The organism is Priestia flexa (assembly GCF_021441905.1).
Lineage (GTDB): Bacteria > Bacillota > Bacilli > Bacillales > Bacillaceae_H > Priestia > Priestia flexa.
On record NZ_CP090431.1, the window covers coordinates 356,373 to 380,821 of the forward strand.

Below are 24,449 nucleotides of genomic sequence, written 5' to 3' on the forward strand. Positions count from 1 at the left end.
ACCGCCGTACTACATACGCTATTATGCAATGAAAAGAAGAGAGGTGGTAGCATGTACAAACGAGCACTTTATATATTCTCTATCGTAGCGGGTATTTTATTATTTGCTCTGATTGGGTATATTATGATTTTGTTTTTTGGGAGCTATGTAATTGATGAGAAAAAATTCGTCATGAATTCGGCTACAAAGTTGGTTGACCAAAACGGTGATGAGATTACGAAGCTATATGTAGAAAATCGCGATCCGGTTTCAATAGAAGAGGTGCCAAAACATGTGCAAAACGCATTTGTTGCAGTTGAAGATGTCCGTTTTTATGAGCACCACGGCATCGATGTAAAAGCAATTGGGCGAGCGCTATATAAAGATATTTTAGCAGGTAGTAAAGTAGAAGGTGGAAGCACACTGACGCAGCAGCTAGCTAAAAATATTTTTTTGACAAATGATAAGTCATGGCTTCGTAAAACAAAAGAAGTAATGGTAGCTATTAACTTAGAGCAGCGCTATAGTAAACAAAAAATTTTAGAAATGTATTTAAACCAAATTTATTTTGGACACGGTGCTTACGGGATTCAAGCTGCATCTCAACTGTACTTTAACAAAGATGTATCAGAGCTTACCGTAGAAGAAGGAGCTCTTCTAGCTGCACTCCCCAAAGGTCCAAATTCGTATTCTCCTATTCTTCATCCAGAAAAGAGTATTGAACGGCGAAATGTGGTTTTAAACTCGATGCAAAAAGCGGATTTTTTAAGTGCAGAAGAGGTGGTACGACTGCAAGGACGTACGCTTAGTTTAGACGTACAGCAAAAAACGAAAAATCCTGCTTATTTAACCTATATTGATATGGTGATTGAAGAAGCAGCGGAAAAACATCATATTTCAAGCGATGATTTATTAAGAGGCGGATATACGGTAACTGTTCCGATGAACAGGGACTATCAGGAAACAGCTTATGAATTGTTCCAACAAGCTGCTTATTTTCCAGGAGTGGATGAACAAGCCCAAGGTGCTTTTGTATTAATGAATCATCGTACGGGCGGCGTTTTATCCGTAATGGGTGGACGAGACTACGTTCAAAAAGGATTAAATCGTGTAAAAGTAAAGCGTCAACCAGGTTCAACGATGAAGCCTTTAGCGGTTTATGGACCTGCTTTGCAGGAAAGCCTTTATAAACCGTATTCTCTCTTAAGTGATAAGAAGCAAAACTTTGGGCAATATAAGCCCCAAAATATTAACGGGCAGTATGCAGGAAAAGTTACAATGTATGATGCAATTAAAGACTCCAAGAATATTCCAGCGGTTTGGACCTTAAACAAGCTAGGAATTTCGACTGCAAAAGACTATTTAACAAAGCTGGACATAGAAACGGAAGACAAGGGTCTATCAATTGCATTAGGAGGATTAACAGAAGGAGTTACGCCTCTTCAGCTAGCATCTGCCTATAGTACGTTTGCTCAAGACGGTGAAAAGAAAGAACCGTACTTTATTTCAGAAATTAAAGACCAAAACGGTGACGTGATTGCTAAGGCAGAGCAGGGTACTACAAACGTATTTTCAAACCAAAACGCATGGTATATGACGAAAATGCTAGAAGCTGTTGTCAAAGATGGAACAGCATCGGTAGGTAAGTACGAAGGAGCGCTGGCTGGGAAGACGGGATCCACTTCTTATGCTGGGGTGAAAGGAGCAACGCGTGATGCTTGGTTTGTTGGCTATACGCCAAGTGTAGTGGGAGCCGTTTGGATGGGATATGATCGTACGGATAACCAGCATTACCTTACAAAAGGTAGCTCTTATCCAAGTCAATTGTTCAAAGATATTTTGACAGAGGCAAAGCAAGAAACAGGTAAAGTATTTAAAAAACCAAAAGGCGTCAAAGATTTACCTGACCCAATTAGGCTGCCAATTATTAACTCGCTCCAGCAAGAGTTAACATTTCAACCATTTGGACTGCTGACGGTTAATCTAACGTGGGAACCTTCAGAAGATAAGCGCGTTGTCTACTATGTTTATGAAAAGCAAGGTAGTGAACGAAACGTAATTGGAAAAGTGAAAGGCAAAGGCTCATATGAAGTAGAACGCATAAATCTATTTAAATCACCAACGTACTACATCGTTCCCTATAATTCGCAAACGAAAGAAGAAGGAATGCCTTCTAATGAGGTAACACCAACATTATTTAGCGATTAAATTGTTATAGTTAGTCGATTTTTTGACATTTTGAGCAGGTGTCTATACAACGGATACAGAAATGAGTATAGTGACAAGTAGAGAAAAGAGATAAACCGCAGTTTTTATCAAACTGCGGTTAGTATTGAGGACAAGTTAGATTAGGAAAAACAAATAGTACTTGAGACGAACAGATAGAGAAAGGTGGAAGCCATGAGTCAACAACTGATGAATGATACATTTTTAAAAGCATGCCGAGGAGAAAAGACGGATCATGTACCAGTTTGGTATATGCGTCAAGCAGGCCGTTCTCAGCCGGAATACCGTGCTTTAAAAGAAAAGTATTCACTGTTTGAAATTACGCATCAGCCTGAATTAGGAGCTTATGTGACGCGCTTACCAGTTGAGCAGTACGGAGTCGATGCAGCTATTTTATATAAAGATATTATGACACCGCTTCCTGCAATTGGAGTGGATGTTGAGATTAAAACAGGTATTGGTCCTGTGATTTCAAACCCAATTCGTTCAATGCAAGATGTTGAAAACTTAGGGTATATTACGCCTGAAGAAGATGTAGCCTATGTATTAGATACAATCAAGCTTTTAACAACGGAGCAGCTGAACGTTCCTTTAATTGGATTTGCTGGTGCACCTTTTACAGTAGCTAGCTATATGATTGAAGGCGGACCTTCTAAAAACTACAATAAGACAAAAGCATTTATGTATACGGAGCCAAAAGCTTGGTTTGCATTAATGGATAAGTTAGCGGATATGACAATTACATATGTAAAAGCACAAATAGATGCTGGAGCAAGAGCTATTCAAATCTTTGATTCATGGGTTGGCGCGTTAAATGTAGCAGACTATCGCTACTTTATTAAACCAGTAATGAATCGCATTTTTACAGAGCTAAAAGAAAAGAATGTGCCGCTTATTATGTTTGGCGTAGGAGCAAGTCACTTAGCAAAAGAATGGCACGACCTTCCGCTAGATGTAGTAGGTCTCGATTGGCGTATGCAAGTTCAAGAAGCACGAGAGCTTGGCCTAACTAAAACGCTACAAGGTAATTTAGATCCAGCAATTTTACTAGCTCCTTGGGAAGTTATTGAAGAACGTGCAAAAACTATCCTTGATCAAGGAATGCAGCAAGACGGCTATATCTTTAACTTAGGACACGGTGTATTTCCACAGGTTAATCCTGAGACGTTAAAAAGGCTTACTGCTTTTATTCATGAATATTCAACAAATAGACAATAAATTGTCAAAAAAAACGGAGCCTTATTTTTTGTCTTTTTATTTTTGTTCGTGAGAAAATGTAGAAACAGACGAATTCTAACAAAGAGGTGTAAATCATGAGTAAAAAAGTCATGGGGTTACTCGTAATGGCTTACGGTACGCCATATAAAGAAGAAGATATTGAAAGATATTACACGCATATTAGAAGAGGAAGAAAGCCATCTGCTGAAGCGCTTGAAGACTTAAAACAGCGCTATGAAGCAATAGGTGGTATTTCACCTTTAGCGAAAATCACCGAAGAGCAAATGCGATGTCTTGAGCAGCATTTAAATGAAATTCAAGATGAAATTGAGTTTAAGGCTTACCTTGGTCTTAAGCACATTGAACCATTTGTTGAAGAAGCAGTAGAACAAATGCATAAAGATGGGATTAAAGAAGCGGTTAGCATTGTGCTTGCTCCACATTTCTCAACGTTCAGTGTGAAATCTTACAATGGTCGTGCAAAAGAAACGGCTGAGAAGCTAGGTGGCCTGGTTATTCATTCAATTGAAAGCTGGTATAAAGAGCCTAAGTTCATTAATTATTGGGTCGAGAAAGTTAAACAAACGTTTGATTTAATGTCAGACGATGAAAAACAAAAAGCTGTACTTATCGTGTCAGCTCACAGTCTTCCAGAGAAAATCATTGCAGCTGGAGACCCTTATCCGAAGCAACTACAGGAAACGGCAGACCTTATTGCTGAAGGTGCGGGAGTTAGCAATTACGAAATTGGCTGGCAAAGTGAAGGAAATACGCCAGATCCGTGGATTGGTCCAGACGTACAGGACTTAACACGTGATTTGTATGAGCATAAAGGATACCGTTCCTTCGTATATACACCTGTAGGATTTATTGCGGATCATCTTGAAGTGTTGTACGATAATGATTATGAATGCAAGGTTGTGACGGATGAATTAGGTGCAAACTACTATCGTCCGGAAATGCCAAATGCTAAGCCAGAATTTATTGATGCATTAGCAACAGTGGTGTTAAAGAAATTAAATAACGAATCTGAAAATCAATAAAAATAGAAGAAGCGAGCTATGACCCTAGCCGCTTCTCTTTCTATTGAATTTTAATGAAAAGGCGATGATTACATGACGGAAGCAAACAAAAAGATTGTTATCATCGGTGGTGGAATAACAGGTCTTTCAGCTGCCTATTACTTACAAAAAGTAATTAAAGAGAAAGGCTTGCCGTATGAATTTCAATTAATTGAAGCAACCCATCGATTAGGAGGGAAAATTCAAACCGTAACCCGTGATGGTTTTACAATTGAAAGAGGTCCCGATTCCTTTTTAGCACGTAAATTACCGGGCTCTAAGCTGGTAAAAGAAGTAGGATTAGGGGATGATCTTGTTCATAACTCAACCGGCCAGTCTTACGTATTGGTGAAAGAAAACCTTCATCCAATGCCAGAAGGTGCCGTAATGGGCGTGCCAACAAAGATTTCTCCTTTTGTGACAACGGGTCTATTTTCTCCGATTGGTAAACTGCGCGCCGCTGCCGATTTTGTTATTCCCAAAACAAAGCAAGAAGGTGACCAATCACTGGGCATGTTTTTTAGAAGACGCTTAGGCGATGAGGTTGTTGAAAACTTAATTGAGCCTTTGCTTTCCGGCATCTATGCAGGAGACATTGACCGTTTAAGCTTAAAATCAACGTTTCCACAGTTTTTACATGCAGAGCAGCGACACCGAAGTTTAATTGTCGGTATGAAGAAGTTTAAAGAACTTCAGCCTAAGCAAGCGGAGGATGCTAATGCAAAAAAGCAAGGTGCTTTTTTAACGTTGAAAAAGGGCCTGCAGTCGCTTGTTGATGCAATTGAAGAGCAGCTTGATCCGTTGGCTGTCGTCAAAGGAGTTAAAGTTGAAAAAGTAAACCGTATGGGTGAACGATATGATTTAACATTGAGCAATGGAAAAGAGATTACTGCCGATGCAGTCATTATCACTTCTCCTCATTTCGCTGCTCAATCGATGTTGTCGCACTATCCAATCTTTGAACCACTTCGTGAGATGCCGTCTACTTCTGTTGCTACAGTAGCGATGGCTTTTCCGAAAGAAGCAGTGAAAGAAGATATTAACGGTACCGGATTTGTTGTATCTCGCAACAGCGATTATACAATTACGGCTTGTACGTGGACTCATAAAAAGTGGCCTCATTCCACTCCAGACGGTAAAGTACTACTACGCTGCTATGTGGGAAGAGCAGGAGATGAGGCAATTGTCGATCAGTCCGACGAAGAAATTGTTCAAGTGGTATTAGAGGATTTAAATCGCATTATGCAGATTACGGAAAAACCAGAATTCTATGTAGTGACGCGATGGAAAAAAGCAATGCCTCAATACACGGTTGGACATCAAGAGCGTTTAGAAGAAATCAATCAAGCTATTGAAGAACAGCTGAAAGGTTTATATCTAGCGGGAAGCTCTTATGAAGGACTTGGGTTACCAGACTGCATCGAACAAGGTGAGAATGCAGCGAAGCAAGTCTTGAAATATTTTCAAGCAGAAAAAGCGGAGCAGAAGTAAACCTGCTTCGCTTTTTCTGTAAAAATTCTCATGGAGTTGCGTCGGCTGACAGGTTTATGCTATAGTTACAACGTACGAATTGACCATAATGTTCATTTGGTCAAAAAAGAGGGGTGTATCAATTGGCAATTGATCGAAAGCAATCAGTGCTAGACGCAGCGTCAAAATCGTTTTCACTGTTTGGCTATAAGGCAACGACAATGGACCAAGTCGCTAAAATGGCGAATGTTGGAAAAGGAACTATCTATACGTTTTTTAAAAACAAAGAAGAGCTTTTTGATGAAATTGTGTCTAGAATGATTCGAGATATGCTGCAACAAGCAGAGTCAGCAATCTCTTCTGAGCGCACGTTTTTTGAAAATGCTCAAGCTGCTATTTATCGCATGCTCCAGTTTCGAACAGAGCATCAGCTTATGCTCAAGCTCGTTCAGGAACAGGAAATGGGTACGTCAGCTGTAAAAGACGTGTTGGTACAGGTTGAAAACGAAATTTTGACGTATATAAAAAATAGAATTGAAGCAGCCATTGCAAAAGGTGAAATTCAAAACTGTGACCCAGAAGTGACGGCGTTTTTACTCGTGAAAATGTACATTGCGTTAGTTTATGATTGGGAAAAACAGCATAAGCCGCTATCTGAGCAGCAAATTGGTGAACTAATTGAACTGTACTTTTTGAGAGGGTTATTTACTAAATAAACAAAAGCCGGACTTCATTGAAGTCCGGCTTTTTCGTTAATCATTTGTTTGGTTATGTTCTTCTTGTTGCTTTTCTTTCTCACCTAGCTCTTGTTCACCTTTCTTCTTTAAGTCGAAGTAAGCGCGCATAGCAGCCTGGCCTAATTCACGGTTTAACGCATGACTTGTACCTTTAACATATGCAGAAGGGACTACAACTGCCATGGCTACCTCAGGGTTATCGTAAGGTGCATATGCAATTAGGTTTGAATTACGTACCGATACGCCTTTACTATAAGTTTCAGCTGTTCCTGTTTTGCCGGCAGGCTTATAGGGCTCTGAGCTAAATTGAGCTCTAGCCGTTCCGCTTGTCATTACACGGCGGAATCCAGCTTTCACAGCATTGATTTCCTCTTGGCTCATTGTAATGCGGTTTAATACTTCCGGTTCAACGGATTTTTGTACACTGCCTTTCAGCTCCGTATCAAGCTCAGGCTCGCGAATTTCTTTCACAAGCTGAGGCTTTAAACGATACCCGTTGTTAGCGATAGTAGACGTATACTGAACGAGCTGTAGAGGCGTATACGTGTCATACTGACCAATTGCCAAATCGAGCGCTTTACCAGGTAAAGAATAGTCATTTCCAATCATCCCTGTAGTTTCATTGTCTAGTTCAATACCCGTTGAGACGCCTAGACCAAACTGACTGTAATACGAACGAAGCTGATCCCACGTTTTTCGAGGAATATTAAGACCACCATGCGGTACATAGTTTTCACCAGCCATGCTTAAAACGGTTTTATACATATATACGTTGGAAGACTGTTCTAACGCGCGACCGATGCCAGCAGATCCAATTGGGTGAGAAGACTGTTTCTTGCCACCGCCTTTAAAGTACATCGGTGAGTCATAAAATACAGTGCCTAAGTTAATAGCTCCTGAATCCAACCCTGCTAAAATGGTTGCACCTTTAACGGTTGACCCCATTTCATAAGCGGTTGTAATATTGCCAAGCGCAAAATCTTTTACTTCTCGTTTACCGCTGCTTTCATTATAAACAAGCTGTTTCCCGCCCATAGCTAAGATTTCACCAGTGTGTGGATCCATCATAATGATGAAAGCACGGTCTAACAGACTTGTTCCAGGTTTTGCTGCTTTTGCTTTTAGCAATCCGTTAGTCAGAATTTCTTCAATTTGTTTTTGAAGCTCCATATCAATGGTTAAGACTAAGTCGCTACCACGTTGACCTTCCGATACAATTTTTTCTTCTAAAATGTTTCCAGAGCGGTCAGTTACGTGCTGAATGCGGGCTTTTTGTCCACGCAGTACGTTTTCATACTGCTTTTCTAAGTAACTTTTTCCGACGCGATCATTTCGGCTATAGCCGTGTGATAAGTAGTATTGTAAATTCTCACGCGGCAGTCCTTCATCAGCGGACGTAATGTTACCGAGTAGCGTACTTAAGAGACTGTCATATGTATACATACGGTCCCAATAGGTTGTCACATCAACGCCAGGTAAAGTAGAGAGCTGTTCGCTAATAACGGCCATTTCTTGGTCGTTTAATCCACTTTTTATAATTTGAGGCGTTAACTCATAGCCAGTTTCCATTTTACTTTTAATAGCGATGACTTCTAAATCATCTTTTAAGGTATTGAGTTCTTTCTTAGTGATGCGCTTTAGCTGTAGAGGATAAAGGTCTTCTTCTTTCAATTTTCCTTGTTCTACTTTCTTCAAGTCGCTATCCGTAATCTTTTTCTTTGCTTCTTCTGGATTTGTTGCAATCCAATAGTCTTTCAAGTCACGCTCAGTGAGCTTAACGATATTTTTATCATCGCTTTTTTGATCCTCATCGCCAAACACATTTGTTGTGACAGGAAGATCAATTATTTTAGCTAATGATTTCGCAATCTTTAGCTTTTCTTCTTGTTTTACGCCTTTTAAGCGGGTGTAAGTAACCGCGTTTAAAGGTTTATTGTCCACGATAACACGATCGTATCGGTCGAGCATTTTTCCTCTTGGTACAGGCGTATTAACCGTGACGTCCTCGGTTTTTTCAACTTCGCGTTTATAGCTTTCACCATGAACGATTTGGACGATTCCAAGGCGCAAAATGAGAACAGAAAATAGGATAAATACAATAAAGAATAATATATTGACGCGTAAAGAGACATGATTTCTTTTTCTTTTCTTTTGTTTCATATAAACACCTTCACTTATTGAAAATAGAGCTATCAATCTACTATCTTACATCTTAACATAATTATGTCTAAATTTGTTATTAGGTGGAATAGTTCTAAGAAATTAATCGCATCCAATTTTTCGCATTATCACAATCTGGGAAAAAAGGTTTGGGTTATTAGTCGTTTGAAATAGAGTTGGAGAGTGAAGAGCGCATGCAATGAGTAGTGATTTTCACTTAGGATTGTTCGATTTCCACGGGGCTAGTGTTGAACTTCCTCGTCACTGCGTTCCTGCGGGATTTCAATCTGTCTCGCTAATCCCGTAGGAGTCTCACATCCTTCGTTCCAATCACAGGCTTCTTGAGTAGGAGGAAACTCTTTTACTTGTTGGGTTTGGAATAGAGAAGGAACGCGCAACGAGTCTTGATTTTTCTTCAAATTGCTTGTTTTCCATTGATAGAAGAGTTAGAGAATATGGCCAACAGTTCTTGTGACTTGAACAGGTCATCAATATTTTCCACTCTTTTGTTCAATATTGTCTCCTATTCAAATTACCTATAATCGTTACAATGGAATTAGGGTCCTGACAATCAAGGGGGTATATAAAATGAAAAGGCTTACATTATTATCTGGGGTATTAGCTTCATCATTGTTATTTGCAACTGCATGCTCGAATTCTGGTTCAGAGTCAACAACAAAATCAAGCGGTGGTTCAGGGGACGAAGTCGTAATTGATATGTTCCAGTTTAAAGTGGAAATTGCTGAACAGTTAAAAGAAGTAACGGATGCATATACAAAAGAAAACCCAAACGTTACGTTTAATATTCAGACAGTTGGCGGAGGCGCAGATTATGGTGCAGCTTTAAAAGCGCAGTTTGCTTCTGGTAACGAGCCAGACTTGTTTAATAACGGCGGGTTCCAAGAAGCACAAACATGGCTAGAAAAGCTAGAAGACCTTTCTGATCAACCTTGGGTTGATGATTTGTATGACGTTGCAAAAGAACCAATGACAGTTGATGGAAAGATTTATGGTCAGCCTTTAAACCTTGAAGGATATGGTTTTATTTACAATAAAGATTTATTCAAAAAAGCTGGTATAAAAGAGTTGCCAACTACATTATCAGAGTTAGAAGCAGCGTCTAAGCAGCTAAAAGCAAAAGGAATTACGCCATTTTCAAATGGATACGGTGAGTGGTGGGTATTAGGCAATCACCTGTTTAATATTCCGGTAGCTCAGCAGGATGATCCTGATGCTTTCATTAAAGGGTTAAATGAGGGTACTGCAAAGTTTGAAGGTAACGAAACGTTTAAGCAATTTATGAATTTATTTGACTTAACGCTAAAATATGGAAATGATAATCCGTTAACAACGGATTATAATACGCAAGTAACGCAGTTTGCTGCGGGCGAAACAGCGATGATGCAGCAAGGAAACTGGACTGTAAACATGATTACAAAAATCAATCCAGATATGGAAATGGGCTTTATCCCAATGCCAATTAGCGACGACAAAGAGAAAAATGATAAGTTAGCAGTTGGTGTACCAAATAACTGGGTAGTTAATAAGAACGCTCCAGAAGCTGATAAAGAAGAAGCAAAAAAATTCTTAAACTGGCTGGTAACATCTGAAACAGGCCAAAAATTCTTAGTAGAAGAATTTAAGTTTATCCCAGCATTTAAGAGCATTGATGGAAAAGGAATCGATTCTTTATCAGACGATATCTTAAAATACTCTGATGAAGGCAAAACATTATCATGGAACTGGTTTAAGTATCCAGACGGCGCTGTACAAGAAATTGGAGCAGCAATGCAGTCTTATGCAGGAGATCAAATTTCAGAAGATGAGTTCTTGAAAAAGTTAGATGGAATTTGGGCGAAAATGAAAAAATAAATGTAAAATGGAAGCCTTCTGTATGGTATAGGATAGACATATAGAAGGCTTCTTTGTGATGAAGCTGTAAAAAAAAAGTAGATTGAAAGCGCTTTTATTGTATAATGATAGCAATGCAATATAATTTATCGAATAGTAAGAAGAAGGAGGGGTGTGATGAAGGGGTGGAGCATTCGCAAAAAGCTTATTTTGTTTTTACTCATTGCGACTGTTGTACCGTTTATTATCTCAAACGTGTTCACCTATCAATATACAAAAGAAACTGTGAAAAACCGCTTTATTTCGACGAATTACCAAGTGGTCAAAAGCGGTAGTGATGATCTGAGCACATACTTGCATGAAATTTCTGATATTACACCGCGTTTATACGGCTATTATCCATTTATTAAAGTATTACAAGAAGGTGTAAATAATGATTTAGGGGCAAGTCAATTAGAAGTGCGAAGAACGCTATCTTATTTATTTAATACGCGACCAGAAATTAGGCAGCTTCATTTATATATTGAAAATGGACAAGATTCTTATACGGTATACAATTCTAAAATTAGCAGTCGGAAAAAGTATGAAGATATTTATTCACATTCTTATTATGCCAGGTTAAAAGAAAAACAGCAGTTTCTATCAATTGAACCTACTCATAAAGTATACAGCTACAACAATTTATCGACCATTTTAGACTCTGATCCGAAGCAAGTCATTAGCTTTCATCACATGATCAATGAAGTACCTTCTAACAACTTGTTAGGCTTTCTGTCAATAGACATTGACTTGTCTAAAATTAAATCTACTTCGGATAGCTTATTCAATAAAGAAGAAGAAGACTTTTATTTAATTAATGATGATGGGATGATCATGTATTCATCAAATCAAAAAGCAATTGGAACAACACAAAAATATAAGTGGATTCACCAATTGAAAAACAAGGAATCTCATAGCGTAGAATGGGAAGATTCAAAGTTTTCTGGAGTACTCGTTTATGACAAACTAGCAGCTCCATTTGATGGATGGCATATCGTAAAGCGAATTCCTTATAGTGTTTTATATGAAGATGCAAGGAGAACCGCTCTAATAAATGTTTTAATTGGATTACCGTTTTTATTAATGATTATTATTGCTACATTGATTGTATCAGTACGATTTACAGAGCCGATTCGAATTTTAATTCAAAATATGAAAGAAGTTGAGAAAGGCTCCTTTGTGGTTCGGTTTAAAACATTAGGAAACGATGAATTTGGTATGTTAGGTCAGCATTTTAAATCCATGGTCGAAACGATTAATGATTTAATTAAGCGAAAGTACCGCTTGGAAATTGAAAATAAATCAACGCAGCTCAAAGTGTTACAGTCCCAAGTGAATCCTCACTTTTTATACAATGCATTTCAATCGATTGGCACGCTTGCATTGAAACATAAAGCGGTCGAAGTCTATAAGCTATTAACGCTTCTTTCAAATATGATGAGGTACAGTATGAATATGAAAGAAGATATTGTAACTCTTACTGAGGAAGTGAATCATGCTGAAGCATTTTTAGCCTTGCAAAAACAACGCTTTGGCTCTAAGTTTTCGTATGAATTTCAGATTGACGAAAGGTTAAAGAGGACATTGGTTCCAAAGATGATTTTACAGCCGCTTGTAGAGAATTCTTTTAAGCACGGATTTGAAACAAGAGTAGGAGATGGAAAGCTAACGATTTCAGCGTCTTTAATAAAAGAAAGCTTTATTCAAATTTGCGTAAGAGACAATGGAAAAGGAATGAATGAGAAAGCATTAGCATCCTTACATGAAAGCTTAGCGATGTCTAATCAGCATACAGGAGAGCATATAGGCTTGCAAAATATTGCAGACCGCTTATTGATCTACTATGAAAACGCAGCAAAAATGGAAGTTGAAAGTAAAGAAAATGAATATTTTACAGTAACAATGATTTTACCACTTGAGCTAAACAAAGGAGATGATCATAATGAAAGTCCTGATTGTTGATGATGAAGAACACGTTCGTGAAGGAATTAAGCTCTTAGGCGACTGGGACACGCATCACATTGAAAGCATTATTGAAGCTGAAAACGGTGAGCAAGCGATTGCGCTTATAAGAGAACAAAAACCACAAATCGTTTTTACAGACATGAAGATGCCGAATATGGGTGGGATTGCCCTGTTGGAATGGATGAAAGAACATACTCCTCATACGAAAACCATTGTTGTAACGGGTTATGATGATTACCATTACATGAGGAAAGCCATTCACTTTGGGTCAACCGACTACATTTTAAAGCCTGTCGACCCTTCAATCTTAAATGACACGTTAACTAGAGCAGTTAATGAATGGCATAAAGAAGAGAACGAGCGCAAACAGCATAATAACAGCTATCAGTTAATTAATGAGATGAAGCCTATGTACCGAGACCGTAAGCTGACACAAATTATTAATAACTATGTGCTGCAGGATGCGGTGTATGAAGAGCTTGGCTTTCACTCAAACAGTGAGTATGAAGTAGCTATTATTCGAGTTGACGAAGCGACAATCCAAGCATTTGGTGGAGATCGTGACTTAGCTTATTTTTCAATTTTAAACGTGGCTAATGAGCTTTTAGTTGAAAAGGAGAATGGGGTCGCTTTTCGTTATTTATCGCAAAAGGGCGAAATCGTAATGATTTTCTGGGACCATTTCTCTGAAATCAAGCAGCTTTTGAACAAGCTACACAAAGAGATTTTCTTAGCATTCAACGTATGTTGTCCACTTGCTAAGGGGCGTCATGTTGAATCCGTTTCAGTATTGCTAGAATCCTATCAAACAGCAAAAGATGCTTTGTTAGCGAGCAACGTGCTAGCTGACAGTTGCGTTGAGTTCTATGAGAGTGCGGGTAGTTTAAAGAGAAGTAGTGTATTGTTAAATTTGATGGACTACAATACAAAGATTGTAGAAGGAATGCAAATAGGCAAAATAGATGCATTTACAACGATTTTTGATGAAGTGAAGAGTGCTGTGAAGCAGGCCAATTATTTATCTTTAAAGGAGTTGTTGCATATTGAAAAAGAGTATCAGCTTCTTAGTGAACACTGGTTAAAAAAATACGAGATTTCATACAATGCGCAAAGTCACTATGAGAAGGCGCTGGCCGCTTTTTTTGATGTGAAAGGCAGATTTGACTTCGATAGATATATGAATCGAAAGCAAAGAGAGATTGTACGCTTTTTAAATATTGTGAAGCGAGATAAGCAAAAAAACAACCGCGATATTATTTATGAAATTGAGCAGTTTTTACAGATGAATTATGATCGAGACGTGAAGCTTCAGGAAATTGCAGAACGCTTCTATTTAAGCAGAGAGTACATTTCAAGAAAGTTCAAACAAGAATTTCAGGAAAACATTTCTGACTATATTGTAAAAGTTCGAATGAGCAAAGCAAAGTCCTTATTAAAAAATGAGCAGCTGAAAATCTATGAAGTAGCAAATATGATTGGGTATCAAGATGATAAATACTTTCGTAAAGTGTTTAAAAAATTAGAAGGATTAACTCCAAATGAATACCGCCAACTATCCGTTTAAAAAAAGGCCTCCTTTGCAATAAAAGGAGGCCTTTTTTTAGTATGACGTCTGTCGTCAGACTTCTATTTACATAAATACACCGACAAGAATAGCCGTAATGAAGCTTGCTAATGTTCCACCAATGATTGCGCGCAAGCTGAGTTTCGAAACTTCTTTTCGTCTAGAAGGGGCTAAAGAACCTAAGCCGATAATAAGCTGTCCAATTGATGAAAAGTTCGCAAAGTTACATAAAGCAATTGAAAGAACTGCTACGGTCTTTGGCGATAGCTCATCCATCACTTCAGTTAAGCTTAAATACGCAACAAATTCGTTAGCGGCAAGCTTCGTTCCGATAATAGAAGCAGCTTGTAAAGCATCTGAGAAAGGAATACCAATAATAATAGCAAAAGGATAAAATAAATAGCTGAAAATGGTTGCTAAATCTATGTTTACAAGGCCTAGTGCCCCGTCAACCAACGCAAGAATACTAATGAAAGCAATTAAAAGACCACCGATATTTAAAGCTAGCATTACACCGCTTGCTGTTCCGTCTGCCATCGCTTCAAACACATTTGCATGATTGCTTTTTTCCATTGCTACATTTTCTTTTGTTTGAGACTCTTCTGTTTCTGGTAACATAACTTTTGCAATAATAATTGAAACAAGAGGTACGCTAAAGACAGCGATGAGCAAATATTTCATATCAATTCCCATTAAAGAGTACCCAACAAGAATTGCACCACTGGCAGAAGCCGTTCCTCCTACCATAACAGCAAAAAGCTCAGATCTTGTAAGCCTGTCAAGGTAAGGTTTTACGAGTAAAGGCGCTTCAGCAAGCCCTAAAAATGAGTTTCCAACCGCATTAAACGTTTCAACTTGCGTAGTGCCAAGAGCTTTTCCTAAGATAATTCCGACGATGCGGACAAAAAAAGGAATGATTCGTAAATAGTAAAGTGCAGACACTAAAGCTGAAATGAAGATAATAACGGTTAGTACGTTAATGGCAAAAACAGAAGTAATATTGGTGTTTTCAAAAAAACCACCGAACACAAACTGAACACCTTCATTGCTATAATTAATAACTTTTTGAACACCTAATGCCATTTTTTCAAGAAAAGTTTGACCTAGAGGTACTTTAAGAACAAAAAGTACAAATAAAATTTCGAGTGAAAGACCTACGAGAACCGTACGCCAAGGAAAAATTTTTCGATTTGTACTTAAAAGCCAGCTGACAAACAAAATTGCTACAAGCGATAGTAGACCGATAAGATAAGACATGATGGAATCCTCCTATAAAAAAACTGCTTCCTCCCAGCTATAGGAGAAAGCAGCAGTAAGTCTTACCTCATACGTACCGCTTTCCCTTATAGTCTAACAATTTACGGTTGTTAGGTAGAAACTTGCGATCCATATTATCGCGATTATACAAAGGAAGCGTATAAAAATGTGTTTTCATTCTATCAATATGACTATTGTATGACAACATTAAATTAATGTATTTTAAGAAGTTTATATATTATAAATATTCTTTTTTCATAGAAAAGCGATAACATATATGTTAGCCATCTAGTTAAAAGGCAGGGGCTAAAGCATCAAATTTCCTGTTTTTAGATAAAAAATGGAGAGAGAATAAAAAATCGCTCTCCTTTTTTGGATTAGCCTAATATTATGGCATTTATTACAAAAAAACTATGAATTTATGCGGGTGTTAATGATATTATGAAGTAGTTGAAATTTAACCTAGGGGATGAAGTAACTGGATGAAACTATCTCAGTTAGAAAAGGAGATTCGTGCTTTACAAGATATTATCTATCACTTGGCAAAGGAAACGAATGAGTACTCTTATGGCACGATTCTAAAAGTTAGCCAGGAGTTAGATAAAAAAATTTTTTTGTATCAAAAATTGAAGAATTCATGTGATTAAATGAATAGTTTTCTTTCTCTGTAAGCAAAATGAGTATGCGCGGCTCAACTAAAATTGCTTAAATACGTTAGAGAAAGGCCTTTATTTGTTTGATAATCGAAAAGAGTAGCATAAATACTGAAGGTTACGTCAAAAAGGCTCTGTTATAAAACAGAGCCTTTTTGACGTAACCGCTTACTATTTCATAACATCTACACAGTTATCGCATTTATTTCCATAGCATTCATGCTGCTCTTCAATCTCTTGACCGCATTCTAAGCACTTTTTAGTCGGTAATTTTTTGAAAAAATCAGACATTTTTTCTAACATCTCCATCGCCTCCGTTTGTTTGTTATTAACATTGTATTATAACAGTTTTATTTTGGCAACTGTGTTTTAGAACAAAAATAGCCCTTTTTTATAAAAAAATGTAATTTGTTATATAACAGTTAGTTATCTGTCAATTCTTGTTCCATCCTTTTTTGTTTAGATTTTAAATGGACCTGGGGTATACTAGGGCTAAAGGCATTCAGAAAGGGAGGACAACTTGGATGAAAGTAACAGTTGTTGGTTTTTGGGGTGGATACCCTGGCGTGTCAGAAGCAACCTCTAGCTATTTATTTGAACATGATGGCTATAAGTTGTTAGTGGATTGTGGAAGTGGAGCACTTGGACAGTTGCAAAAGTACGTAGCTCCACAAGAACTTGACGCAGTTATTTTATCTCACTATCATCATGATCATGTTGCTGATATTGGCGTACTTCAATATGCTCGATTAATTCAATCTTACTTAGGAAATGATGTGAAAGAATTACCTATTTATGGACATACATACGATCAAGCAGCGTTTGAAAAGCTGACACATTCTGGCATTACAAAAGGGGTTTCTTATAACCCTAATCAATCGCTAGAAGTTGGACCATTTACCATTACATTTTTACAAACAAAGCATCCTGTGACATGCTATGCGATGCGAATTTCTGCTGGAGATAAAGCTGTCGTGTATACAGCAGATTCTAGCTACATTGATGCGTTCGTGCCTTTTTCACAGCAAGCTGATTTAGTAATCTGTGAATGCAACTTCTATGCTCACCAGAATGGAAGCGGGGCAGGGCATATGACCAGTACCGAAGCAGGGAAGTTAGCACACGGTGCTAACGCGAAAGAACTAATGCTAACGCATCTGCCACACTACGGAGAAGTAGAACAATTAGTAGTAGAAGCAAAAAACGAGTTTACAGGGAACGTTTTTTTAGCAAGTTCAGGATTACAATGGAATAAGTAGGAGGATAAAAGAAAAATGTTATACATTAACAACGGAGATATACATGACCCAAGAATTAATCTAGCAATCGAGGAGTATGCGCTTAAGCATTTAGATATTAACGAAACGTATTTATTATTTTACGTGAATGAACCGTCTATCATTATTGGTAAAAATCAAAATACAATTGAAGAAATCAATACGAAGTACGTAGAAGATCAAGGAATTCATGTTGTTCGCCGTTTATCAGGTGGAGGTGCTGTGTACCATGATTTGGGTAACCTCAACTTTAGCTTTATTACGAAAGATGATGGGGAAAGTTTTCATAATTTCAAGAAATTCACGGAGCCTGTTATTGAAGCATTAGCAAAACTGGGAGTAAACGCAGAATTAAGTGGCCGTAATGATATTTTAGCCGAAGGACGTAAAATTTCTGGGAATGCACAGTTTTCAACAAAAGGTCGTATGTTTAGTCATGGAACGCTTTTATTTGATTCTGAAATTGAAAATGTTGTATCTGCGTTGAAAGTAAAAAAAGATAAAATTGAATCCAAAGGTATTAAGTCTATTAGAAGTCGCGTAGCAAATATCAGTGAGTTTTTAACGGATAAAATTACCGTAAATGAATTTAAACAGCTTATCTTACGCTACATTTTTGATGGAGAAGAAAATATTAAAGAATATAAGCTGACTGAAAAAGATTGGGGAAAAATCAACGAAATTTCGAACGAGCGTTATCAAACGTGGGAATGGAATTATGGGAAATCACCAAAATTTAACGTGCAGCATGCTCACCGTTTTCCAGTTGGACAAATTGATGTGCGCTTAGAAGTAAGCAAAGGTACCATTACACAATGTAAAATTTATGGAGACTTCTTTGGAGTAGGAGATGTTAGTGAAGTCGAAGAAAAGTTAACGAACATCCGATACGAAAGATCGAGTATTGCAGCAGCATTAGAAAATGTTGATGTGAAGCACTATTTTGGGAACGTTGAAAAAGAAGAGTTTATTGATCTTATTTATTAAGAGCGTAAAGCAGGCTAGAAAAGAACTTAATTCTTTTCTAGCCTGCTTTTTATTTATATAGTAAGAAGCTATAAAAAGTAAGAGAACTATAATAGCTGCAGTAATCGTTTGTAATGGAGAAAATTTAAAGTCAGTCTTATCTTTATAAGAGTCTTGTCAACGATAGATAAAAAAAAGTATAATATAGTAAGAAAGTTTCCAATATTACGCCTAAATAATGAATGGTTATTCATTCATTATGGCGAGAGGAGGAGAATAATTGAATTTGTCGTTACAGCTTCATACCACTGCGAAGCAGTATCCTGAAAAGATTGCATACGTGTTTTTGGATAAGGAAGTCACTTATGCTGATCTTGATACCTCTATCACTTTATTTGCAAACGGTTTAAAAAGGTTAGGAGTTCAAAAAGGAGACCATATTGCATTATTACTTGGAAACTCACCGCATTTTATTATTGGATTATATGGTGCTTTAAGAGTTGGCGCTACAGTTATTCCGATTAATCCAACCTACACGAAAGGGGAAATCACGTATGTTTTACAGAACAGCGATGCAAAGGTAGCTATTACGCTTGATCTTTTAGTACCTTTGTTGGAAGAAATGAAAGCAGAAATATCTGCGCTTCAGCATTTGGTTGTTTGTGAGAGTAGCCTTCAAAAAGAACATAATTTTCTATCTTCAAATGATATTCATTCGTTTTCATCTATTGTACAACACCAAGACGTTACATATAAATTCCCAACACTTGATGAAGATGACACAGCTTTAATTTTATATACTTCTGGAACAACAGGTAAACCAAAAGGCGCTATGCTTACTCAGAAAAACGTCTATCAAAATGCTAAAGACGTCGCTGATTATTTAAGTATTAATGGCGAAGATCGAGTAGTAGCTGCATTGCCAATGTTTCATGTTTTTTGCTTAACTGTTGCGCTGAATGCCCCGCTGATGAATGGGGGCACAGTTTTAGTGATGCCTAAATTTAGTCCAACTATTTTCTTTCAGCTTGTGGAAGAGAAAAGAGCAACAATTTTTGCTGGTGTGCCAACGATGTATAACTTCCTTTTACAATCGAATAAGGGTGCTCAAGAAAAAGTGAAGACGCTACGTTTATGCATATCTGGGGGAGCATCAATGCCGGTGGCTTTATTAAAAGAATTTGAAAAACAATTCGGAGTGGTTGTTGCCGAAGGATATGGCTTATCAGAAGCATCTCCGGTTACGTGCTTTAATCCGATTGATAAAGAGCGTAAGCCTGGTTCTATTGGAACTTCCATTATGAATGTCGAAAATAAAGTAGTTGATGAAATAGGAAGAGAAGTTCCCGTAGGAGAAGTGGGAGAGTTAATTGTTAAAGGTGCAAACGTCATGAAGGGTTACTATAAGCTGCCGGAGGATACAGCTCATGCACTTCGAGATGGGTGGTTGTATACAGGTGACTTGGCTCGTATGGACCCCGAAGGTTATTTCTATATTGTAGATCGCAAAAAAGATATGATTATTGTAGGTGGATATAACGTGTATCCAAGAGAAGTGGAAGAAGTGTTGTATTCACACCCTAACGTTGTAGAAGTGGCAGTACTTGGTGTTCCAGATCCTGTATTTGGTGAACAAATTAAATGTTACGTTGTAGTTAAAGATGCTGCTGTTAGTGAACAAGACCTACTTGATTACTGTCAACTTCACTTAGCGAAATATAAAATTCCAAGTAGCATTACGTTTTTAGATGAGTTGCCGAAAAATGCTACAGGGAAGATTTTGCGAAAGGCTTTACGAAAAGAGTTATTAGGAAAGTAAATAAAAAATTGAAAGCGATTTCAGAATAGGGGGGTACTATGGAATCTATTGTGTATGATAAGGATAAACAAGTCGCCACAGTTATTTTAAATCGCCCGGAAGCGATGAACGCATTTAACTACGACATGCTATGTGAACTAGAGCGGGTGGTAGAAAAAGCTCGTATTGATCCAGATGTGCGAGTGGTGAAGTTTATCGGTGCAGGTGAAAGAGCATTTAGCGTGGGAGCAGATTTAAAAGAAAGAAAAACACTTACTGACCAAGAAGTAAAGCGGAATATTTTTAAAATTGGTGAAGTGTTTTCTAAAATTGAACAGCTTCCACAACCTACGCTTGCCGTCATTAACGGTTATGCTTTTGGTGGAGGAATGGAGTTGGCTTTAGCCTGTGACTTTCGATTTGCTGCAGCGGATGTAGGACTTGGATTAACTGAAACAAGCTTGGGAATTATCCCTGGTGCTGGTGGAACTCAAAGATTGCCTCGCATTGTTGGAGAAACAAAAGCACTTGAGCTAATTCTAACAGCAGAGCGGTTACTAGCACAGGAAGCAGAAAAGGTTGGATTAGTGACAAAGGTTAGTCCACTCTATGAATTAAACGATGTTGTTGACGGTTTTATTAGCCGCATATTAGCAAATGCACCAATTGCTTTGCAACAAGCAAAGTTTGCTATTAAAGAAGGAATGAAAGTAGATTTGCAGACGGGATTGCAAATTGAACGGAAAGCGTATGAGTTAACGATTCCAACAGAAGATCGTATTGAAGCTTTAACAGCTTTTGCAGAGAAAAGAAAGCCTGTCTTTAAAGGAAGATAAATAGAATGAAAGAGAACTGTCGATAGCGGCAGTTCTTTTTCTATGGAAAAGGATAACGGGAAACCTCCCTATATAAAGTAAAAGAACCCAATAATTTTGTTCTAAATTTCAGAATGAAACCTACAATAATAATAGCTGATAACTGTTTGTACACTTTTGAATGGTTTTAAAAGGAGGGGTTTATATGAAAAAAATTGTACTTGGTTCGTTTACTTTATTTGTTGTATACGCTGTATTAATATGGCTTTATTTATTTCAATGGAGCGATACCTCTATTCCTGATGCGTTAAAAGGGACAAGTGTTGATCCGGCCACTTTTATGAATGAGAGAGAACTTGTATTAGCACAAGAATATTCACAAATAAAAGATTTTTTATTTTTTCTCTCTGTTCCATATGAATGGTTGGGCTTTGTTTTAGTTCTAGTACTGGGATTCTCGCGTAAATTTAGTAAGTGGGCAAAGGACATTACGAAAATGAGTGCTTTGCAAACTGCTATTTACGTATTCTGGCTATCATTGCTTTTACAGGTGTTTACGTTCCCGCTTGATTGGATTAGCTACAAATTATCGATGGCCTATAATATTACAACGCAACCTTTTACAAGCTGGATGAAGGATATGACTATTGACTTTTGGATAAGTTTTATTATGGTGTGCTTAATCGTGTTTGTTCTATATACTCTAATTAACAAGTCGCCAAAAAGATGGTGGCTTTATGCATGGCTATTATCAATTCCTTTTACACTATTTATCACATTTATTCAGCCGGTCGTCATCGACCCTTTATATAATGACTTTTATCCGCTGAAGGATAAGCAGTTAGAAGAAAAAATTCTCCACTTAGCAGATGAAGCATCTATTCCTACGGATCATGTATATGAAGTAAATATGTCTGAAAAGACAAATTCAATGAATGCGTATGTAACAGGGATAGGTGCAAACTCAAGGATTGTACTATGGGATACCACTTTAAATAAATTAAGCGATAATGAAATTTTATTTATCATGGCTCATGAAATGGGACACTATGTGAAAAAGCATATCTATGTTGGAATTGCCAGTGCTCTAGTGCTTTCTTTGGTTGGGTTATGGATGACAAAGAAGCTGTCAGACATGATAATGCGTAAGTGGGGGACTAACTTAAAGGTTAAATCATTTCAGGATGTATCATCATTACCTCTAATCTTACTGTTGCTCTCCGTTCTTACGTTTGCGGTTAGTCCAGCTACAAACTTATTATCTCGACACCATGAAGTGCAATCAGATACTTATGCTTTAGAGTTAACGGAAGACAAGGAAGCGGCGGTCAAAACGTTTCAAGCACTCAGTCGTTCAGGTCTATCTCAGGTAAACCCTCCATTTCTTGTGAAAGTATTTCGTTATAGTCATCCAACCATTTTAGAGAGAATTGAGTTTATGGAAGAGCATAATAAAGAAGAATAACTGTTATAAAGAAAGTAAATATAAGTAAAAACCCACTAACAGCAAGGGTTTTAGGTGTGAAACCCTTGCTTATATAGAAAATTCGTAAAAGCAAGGGTTCATCTTTTGAATATACTGTTATATAATAATCATTGTAAAATATTATCTGTTTTATAACAAAGTGATAAGGAGGAGTAGTGACTCTCATAACATGTAAAGTTATAAAAATAGCGGAGCGTTTCATATTACTTAACAAAGAAGCGGATGCATCCCAATATACGCTGAATAAGATCCAACTTTCATTCTTATAACTCTCACACTTATAAAGTTGATGTGTTGTTTCTAACAAGTACATGTAAGCGGATTACTAGCTAGTAGAGAAGCTAAAAAGAAGAGAAAATCGCAAGGGGGATATTAAAGTGAACGATTTAAGAGTAAAGCAATTAGAGGATAGTTGGAAAGATGATGAGCGTTGGAGTGGAATTGAAAGACCTTATTCAGCAGAAAAAGTAATTGGTTTAAGAGGCTCGATTGATATTGAACATACATTGGCTAGAAGGGGTGCCAATAAATTTTGGAATTTGCTTCAGACAGAAGACTACATTCATGCATTAGGAGCATTAACTGGAAATCAAGCTGTTCAGCAAGTCAAGGCAGGGTTAAAAGCTATTTATTTAAGCGGCTGGCAGGTAGCGGCAGATGCCAATTTATCCGGCCATATGTATCCTGACCAAAGTTTGTATCCAGCTAATAGCGTTCCGCATGTTGTAAAAAGAATTAATCAAGCGCTCCAACGTGCCGACCAGATTCAACATTTAGAAGGAGAAGGAGAAGTGGATTACTTTGCTCCAATCATTGCGGACGCTGAAGCTGGGTTTGGTGGACAGCTAAACGTTTTTGAATTAATGAAAGGTATGATTGAATCAGGTGCATCTGCTGTTCACTTTGAAGATCAATTATCTTCTGAAAAGAAATGTGGTCATCTTGGAGGAAAAGTTTTACTTCCTACGCAAACGGCAGTTAAAAATTTGATTGCTGCTAGATTAGCTGCAGATGTTATGGGAGTTCCTACTATATTAATTGCTCGTACTGATGCAGATGCTGCAGATTTAATCACAAGCGATATTGATCCGGTTGATAAACAGTTTATTAGAGGAGAGAGGACTGCAGAAGGTTTTTATCGTACAAAAGCTGGGTTGGACCAAGCAATTGCCAGAGGGTTAGCTTATGCACCGTATGCTGATTTAATTTGGTGTGAGACATCTGAGCCTAATTTAGAGCAAGCACAACAGTTCGCGGATGCAATTCATGAAAAGTTCCCTGGTAAAATGTTAGCTTACAATTGTTCACCTTCGTTTAACTGGAAGAAAAAACTTGATGCAAAAACAATTGAAAAGTTTCAAAGCGAAATTGCGAAGATGGGTTACAAGTTTCAATTTGTTACGCTAGCTGGATTCCATGCGCTTAACCATAGCATGTTTGAGTTGGCTAGAGGATATAAAGATAGAGGTATGGGGGCTTATTCAGAACTGCAAGAGAGAGAGTTTAGTAGCGAAGTAAATGGCTATACGGCAACAAGGCATCAACGAGAGGTAGGCACGGGCTACTTTGATGAAGTTGCTCAAGTTGTATCAGGTGGTACATCATCTACAACAGCACTAAAAGGATCAACGGAAGAAGAGCAGTTTACAAGTAATTAATATTAAGAAGCAAAAAAACACAAGTGGCTTTCACTTGTGTTTTTTGCTGTGAGGGGAATTATTCCTTTAATATAATTGAAAATTTAAACTTATTACTTTGGGATTGCCAAGCAGTATTCTATTTGTTATATTAATAAATGTTCTTAACGAACAGATAACAAGTAAGTTAAGAATAAAATAAAAAACAAAAAAGTTGTTGACAACGAGTTGATAACTTGATAAGATAGTAAAGTCGCTTAAGAGCGACGGTTGAACTTTGAAAACTGAAC

The 24,449-nt window shown here is 37.6% G+C and carries 18 protein-coding genes and 1 riboswitch; of the genes, 15 read left to right on the forward strand and 3 right to left on the reverse strand.

Annotated elements, in window-relative coordinates:
- The first annotated feature begins 51 nt into the window (after positions 1-51).
- The 5 genes from LZP85_RS01900 (at position 52) to LZP85_RS01920 (ending at position 6,670) form a co-directional block, all read left to right on the forward strand.
- Positions 52-2,187, forward strand: coding sequence for a transglycosylase domain-containing protein (locus LZP85_RS01900; RefSeq protein ID WP_078990223.1), 2,136 nt, complete (start codon positions 52-54; stop codon positions 2,185-2,187).
- 192 nt (positions 2,188-2,379) lie between these two features.
- Complete coding sequence (gene hemE, locus LZP85_RS01905; RefSeq protein ID WP_076513307.1) at positions 2,380-3,423, forward strand: uroporphyrinogen decarboxylase; 1,044 nt, start codon at positions 2,380-2,382, stop codon at positions 3,421-3,423.
- A 95-nt stretch (positions 3,424-3,518) separates the two neighbouring features.
- Positions 3,519-4,466, forward strand: a complete 948-nt coding sequence (gene hemH, locus LZP85_RS01910) for a ferrochelatase (RefSeq protein ID WP_119543353.1) — start codon at positions 3,519-3,521, stop codon at positions 4,464-4,466.
- 72 nt (positions 4,467-4,538) lie between these two features.
- Entirely contained in the window at positions 4,539-5,975 is a 1,437-nt protein-coding gene (gene hemY / locus LZP85_RS01915) for a protoporphyrinogen oxidase (protein ID WP_025907626.1), read from the forward strand.
- A 122-nt stretch (positions 5,976-6,097) separates the two neighbouring features.
- Complete coding sequence (locus tag LZP85_RS01920; protein WP_025907629.1) at positions 6,098-6,670, forward strand: TetR/AcrR family transcriptional regulator; 573 nt, start codon at positions 6,098-6,100, stop codon at positions 6,668-6,670.
- 36 nt (positions 6,671-6,706) lie between these two features.
- Here the strand turns inward: LZP85_RS01920 and LZP85_RS01925 are convergent, their stop codons facing one another.
- Complete coding sequence (locus LZP85_RS01925) at positions 6,707-8,851, reverse strand: peptidoglycan D,D-transpeptidase FtsI family protein (RefSeq protein ID WP_119543354.1); 2,145 nt, start codon at positions 8,849-8,851, stop codon at positions 6,707-6,709.
- A 588-nt stretch (positions 8,852-9,439) separates the two neighbouring features.
- Here LZP85_RS01925 and LZP85_RS01930 point away from each other — a divergent pair.
- The 3 genes from LZP85_RS01930 to LZP85_RS01940 all read left to right on the forward strand — a co-directional run bounded on the left by LZP85_RS01930 (position 9,440) and on the right by LZP85_RS01940 (position 14,270).
- On the forward strand, positions 9,440-10,723 hold the full coding sequence (locus LZP85_RS01930) for an ABC transporter substrate-binding protein (protein ID WP_234561952.1): 1,284 nt from the start codon (positions 9,440-9,442) through the stop codon (positions 10,721-10,723).
- 156 nt (positions 10,724-10,879) lie between these two features.
- Positions 10,880-12,703 carry a sensor histidine kinase gene (locus LZP85_RS01935; protein ID WP_234561953.1) on the forward strand — a complete coding sequence of 608 codons (1,824 nt, stop codon included), beginning with the start codon at positions 10,880-10,882 and terminating at the stop codon, positions 12,701-12,703.
- Complete coding sequence (locus LZP85_RS01940) at positions 12,684-14,270, forward strand: response regulator (protein ID WP_119543357.1); 1,587 nt, start codon at positions 12,684-12,686, stop codon at positions 14,268-14,270. The genes LZP85_RS01935 and LZP85_RS01940 overlap by 20 nt, the downstream gene beginning before the upstream one ends.
- Positions 14,271-14,336: 66 nt before the next feature.
- Here the strand turns inward: LZP85_RS01940 and LZP85_RS01945 are convergent, their stop codons facing one another.
- The gene (locus LZP85_RS01945; RefSeq protein WP_206783164.1) at positions 14,337-15,527 is read right to left on the reverse strand and encodes a NupC/NupG family nucleoside CNT transporter; all 1,191 of its coding nucleotides are present in this window, start codon (positions 15,525-15,527) and stop codon (positions 14,337-14,339) included.
- Positions 15,528-15,596: 69 nt separating this feature from the next.
- Positions 15,597-15,698: riboswitch (purine riboswitch) on the reverse strand.
- A gap of 311 nt (positions 15,699-16,009) precedes the next feature.
- On the opposite strand from LZP85_RS01945, the gene LZP85_RS01950 reads away from it, so the two are divergent.
- On the forward strand, positions 16,010-16,174 hold the full coding sequence (locus LZP85_RS01950) for a Spo0E family sporulation regulatory protein-aspartic acid phosphatase (protein ID WP_234561955.1): 165 nt from the start codon (positions 16,010-16,012) through the stop codon (positions 16,172-16,174).
- A gap of 177 nt (positions 16,175-16,351) precedes the next feature.
- On the opposite strand, the gene yhfH is transcribed toward LZP85_RS01950, so the two are convergent.
- Positions 16,352-16,483, reverse strand: a complete 132-nt coding sequence (gene yhfH, locus LZP85_RS01955; protein WP_064484053.1) for a protein YhfH — start codon at positions 16,481-16,483, stop codon at positions 16,352-16,354.
- Between the two features lie 221 nt (positions 16,484-16,704).
- Here yhfH and LZP85_RS01960 point away from each other — a divergent pair, with 221 nt between their 5' ends.
- The 6 genes from LZP85_RS01960 (at position 16,705) to aceA (ending at position 24,180) form a co-directional block, all read left to right on the forward strand.
- Positions 16,705-17,439 carry an MBL fold metallo-hydrolase gene (locus tag LZP85_RS01960; protein ID WP_025907640.1) on the forward strand — a complete coding sequence of 245 codons (735 nt, stop codon included), beginning with the start codon at positions 16,705-16,707 and terminating at the stop codon, positions 17,437-17,439.
- A 15-nt stretch (positions 17,440-17,454) separates the two neighbouring features.
- Complete coding sequence (locus LZP85_RS01965; RefSeq protein WP_119543359.1) at positions 17,455-18,444, forward strand: lipoate--protein ligase; 990 nt, start codon at positions 17,455-17,457, stop codon at positions 18,442-18,444.
- Between the two features lie 259 nt (positions 18,445-18,703).
- Positions 18,704-20,242 carry a fatty acid--CoA ligase family protein gene (locus LZP85_RS01970; RefSeq protein WP_119543360.1) on the forward strand — a complete coding sequence of 513 codons (1,539 nt, stop codon included), beginning with the start codon at positions 18,704-18,706 and terminating at the stop codon, positions 20,240-20,242.
- A 38-nt stretch (positions 20,243-20,280) separates the two neighbouring features.
- On the forward strand, positions 20,281-21,057 hold the full coding sequence (locus LZP85_RS01975) for an enoyl-CoA hydratase-related protein (RefSeq protein WP_119543361.1): 777 nt from the start codon (positions 20,281-20,283) through the stop codon (positions 21,055-21,057).
- A 184-nt stretch (positions 21,058-21,241) separates the two neighbouring features.
- Positions 21,242-22,501, forward strand: a complete 1,260-nt coding sequence (locus LZP85_RS01980) for a M48 family metallopeptidase (protein WP_234561957.1) — start codon at positions 21,242-21,244, stop codon at positions 22,499-22,501.
- 398 nt (positions 22,502-22,899) lie between these two features.
- Positions 22,900-24,180 (forward strand): isocitrate lyase, encoded by a 1,281-nt coding sequence (aceA, locus tag LZP85_RS01985; protein WP_025907645.1) that lies wholly within the window; start codon positions 22,900-22,902, stop codon positions 24,178-24,180.
- Positions 24,181-24,449: the final 269 nt, after the last annotated feature.

Coding starts and splice junctions, on each gene's coding strand:
- LZP85_RS01900 (WP_078990223.1), top strand. CDS start 52: ATGTACAAACGAGCACTTTATATATTCTCTATCGTAGCGGGTATTTTA.
- hemE (WP_076513307.1), top strand. CDS start 2,380: ATGAGTCAACAACTGATGAATGATACATTTTTAAAAGCATGCCGAGGA.
- hemH (WP_119543353.1), top strand. CDS start 3,519: ATGAGTAAAAAAGTCATGGGGTTACTCGTAATGGCTTACGGTACGCCA.
- hemY (WP_025907626.1), top strand. CDS start 4,539: ATGACGGAAGCAAACAAAAAGATTGTTATCATCGGTGGTGGAATAACA.
- LZP85_RS01925 (WP_119543354.1), bottom strand. CDS start 8,851: ATGAAACAAAAGAAAAGAAAAAGAAATCATGTCTCTTTACGCGTCAAT.
- LZP85_RS01930 (WP_234561952.1), top strand. CDS start 9,440: ATGAAAAGGCTTACATTATTATCTGGGGTATTAGCTTCATCATTGTTA.
- LZP85_RS01935 (WP_234561953.1), top strand. CDS start 10,880: ATGAAGGGGTGGAGCATTCGCAAAAAGCTTATTTTGTTTTTACTCATT.
- LZP85_RS01940 (WP_119543357.1), top strand. CDS start 12,684: ATGAAAGTCCTGATTGTTGATGATGAAGAACACGTTCGTGAAGGAATT.
- LZP85_RS01945 (WP_206783164.1), bottom strand. CDS start 15,527: ATGTCTTATCTTATCGGTCTACTATCGCTTGTAGCAATTTTGTTTGTC.
- LZP85_RS01950 (WP_234561955.1), top strand. CDS start 16,010: ATGAAACTATCTCAGTTAGAAAAGGAGATTCGTGCTTTACAAGATATT.
- yhfH (WP_064484053.1), bottom strand. CDS start 16,483: ATGTTAGAAAAAATGTCTGATTTTTTCAAAAAATTACCGACTAAAAAG.
- LZP85_RS01960 (WP_025907640.1), top strand. CDS start 16,705: ATGAAAGTAACAGTTGTTGGTTTTTGGGGTGGATACCCTGGCGTGTCA.
- LZP85_RS01965 (WP_119543359.1), top strand. CDS start 17,455: ATGTTATACATTAACAACGGAGATATACATGACCCAAGAATTAATCTA.
- LZP85_RS01975 (WP_119543361.1), top strand. CDS start 20,281: ATGGAATCTATTGTGTATGATAAGGATAAACAAGTCGCCACAGTTATT.
- LZP85_RS01980 (WP_234561957.1), top strand. CDS start 21,242: ATGAAAAAAATTGTACTTGGTTCGTTTACTTTATTTGTTGTATACGCT.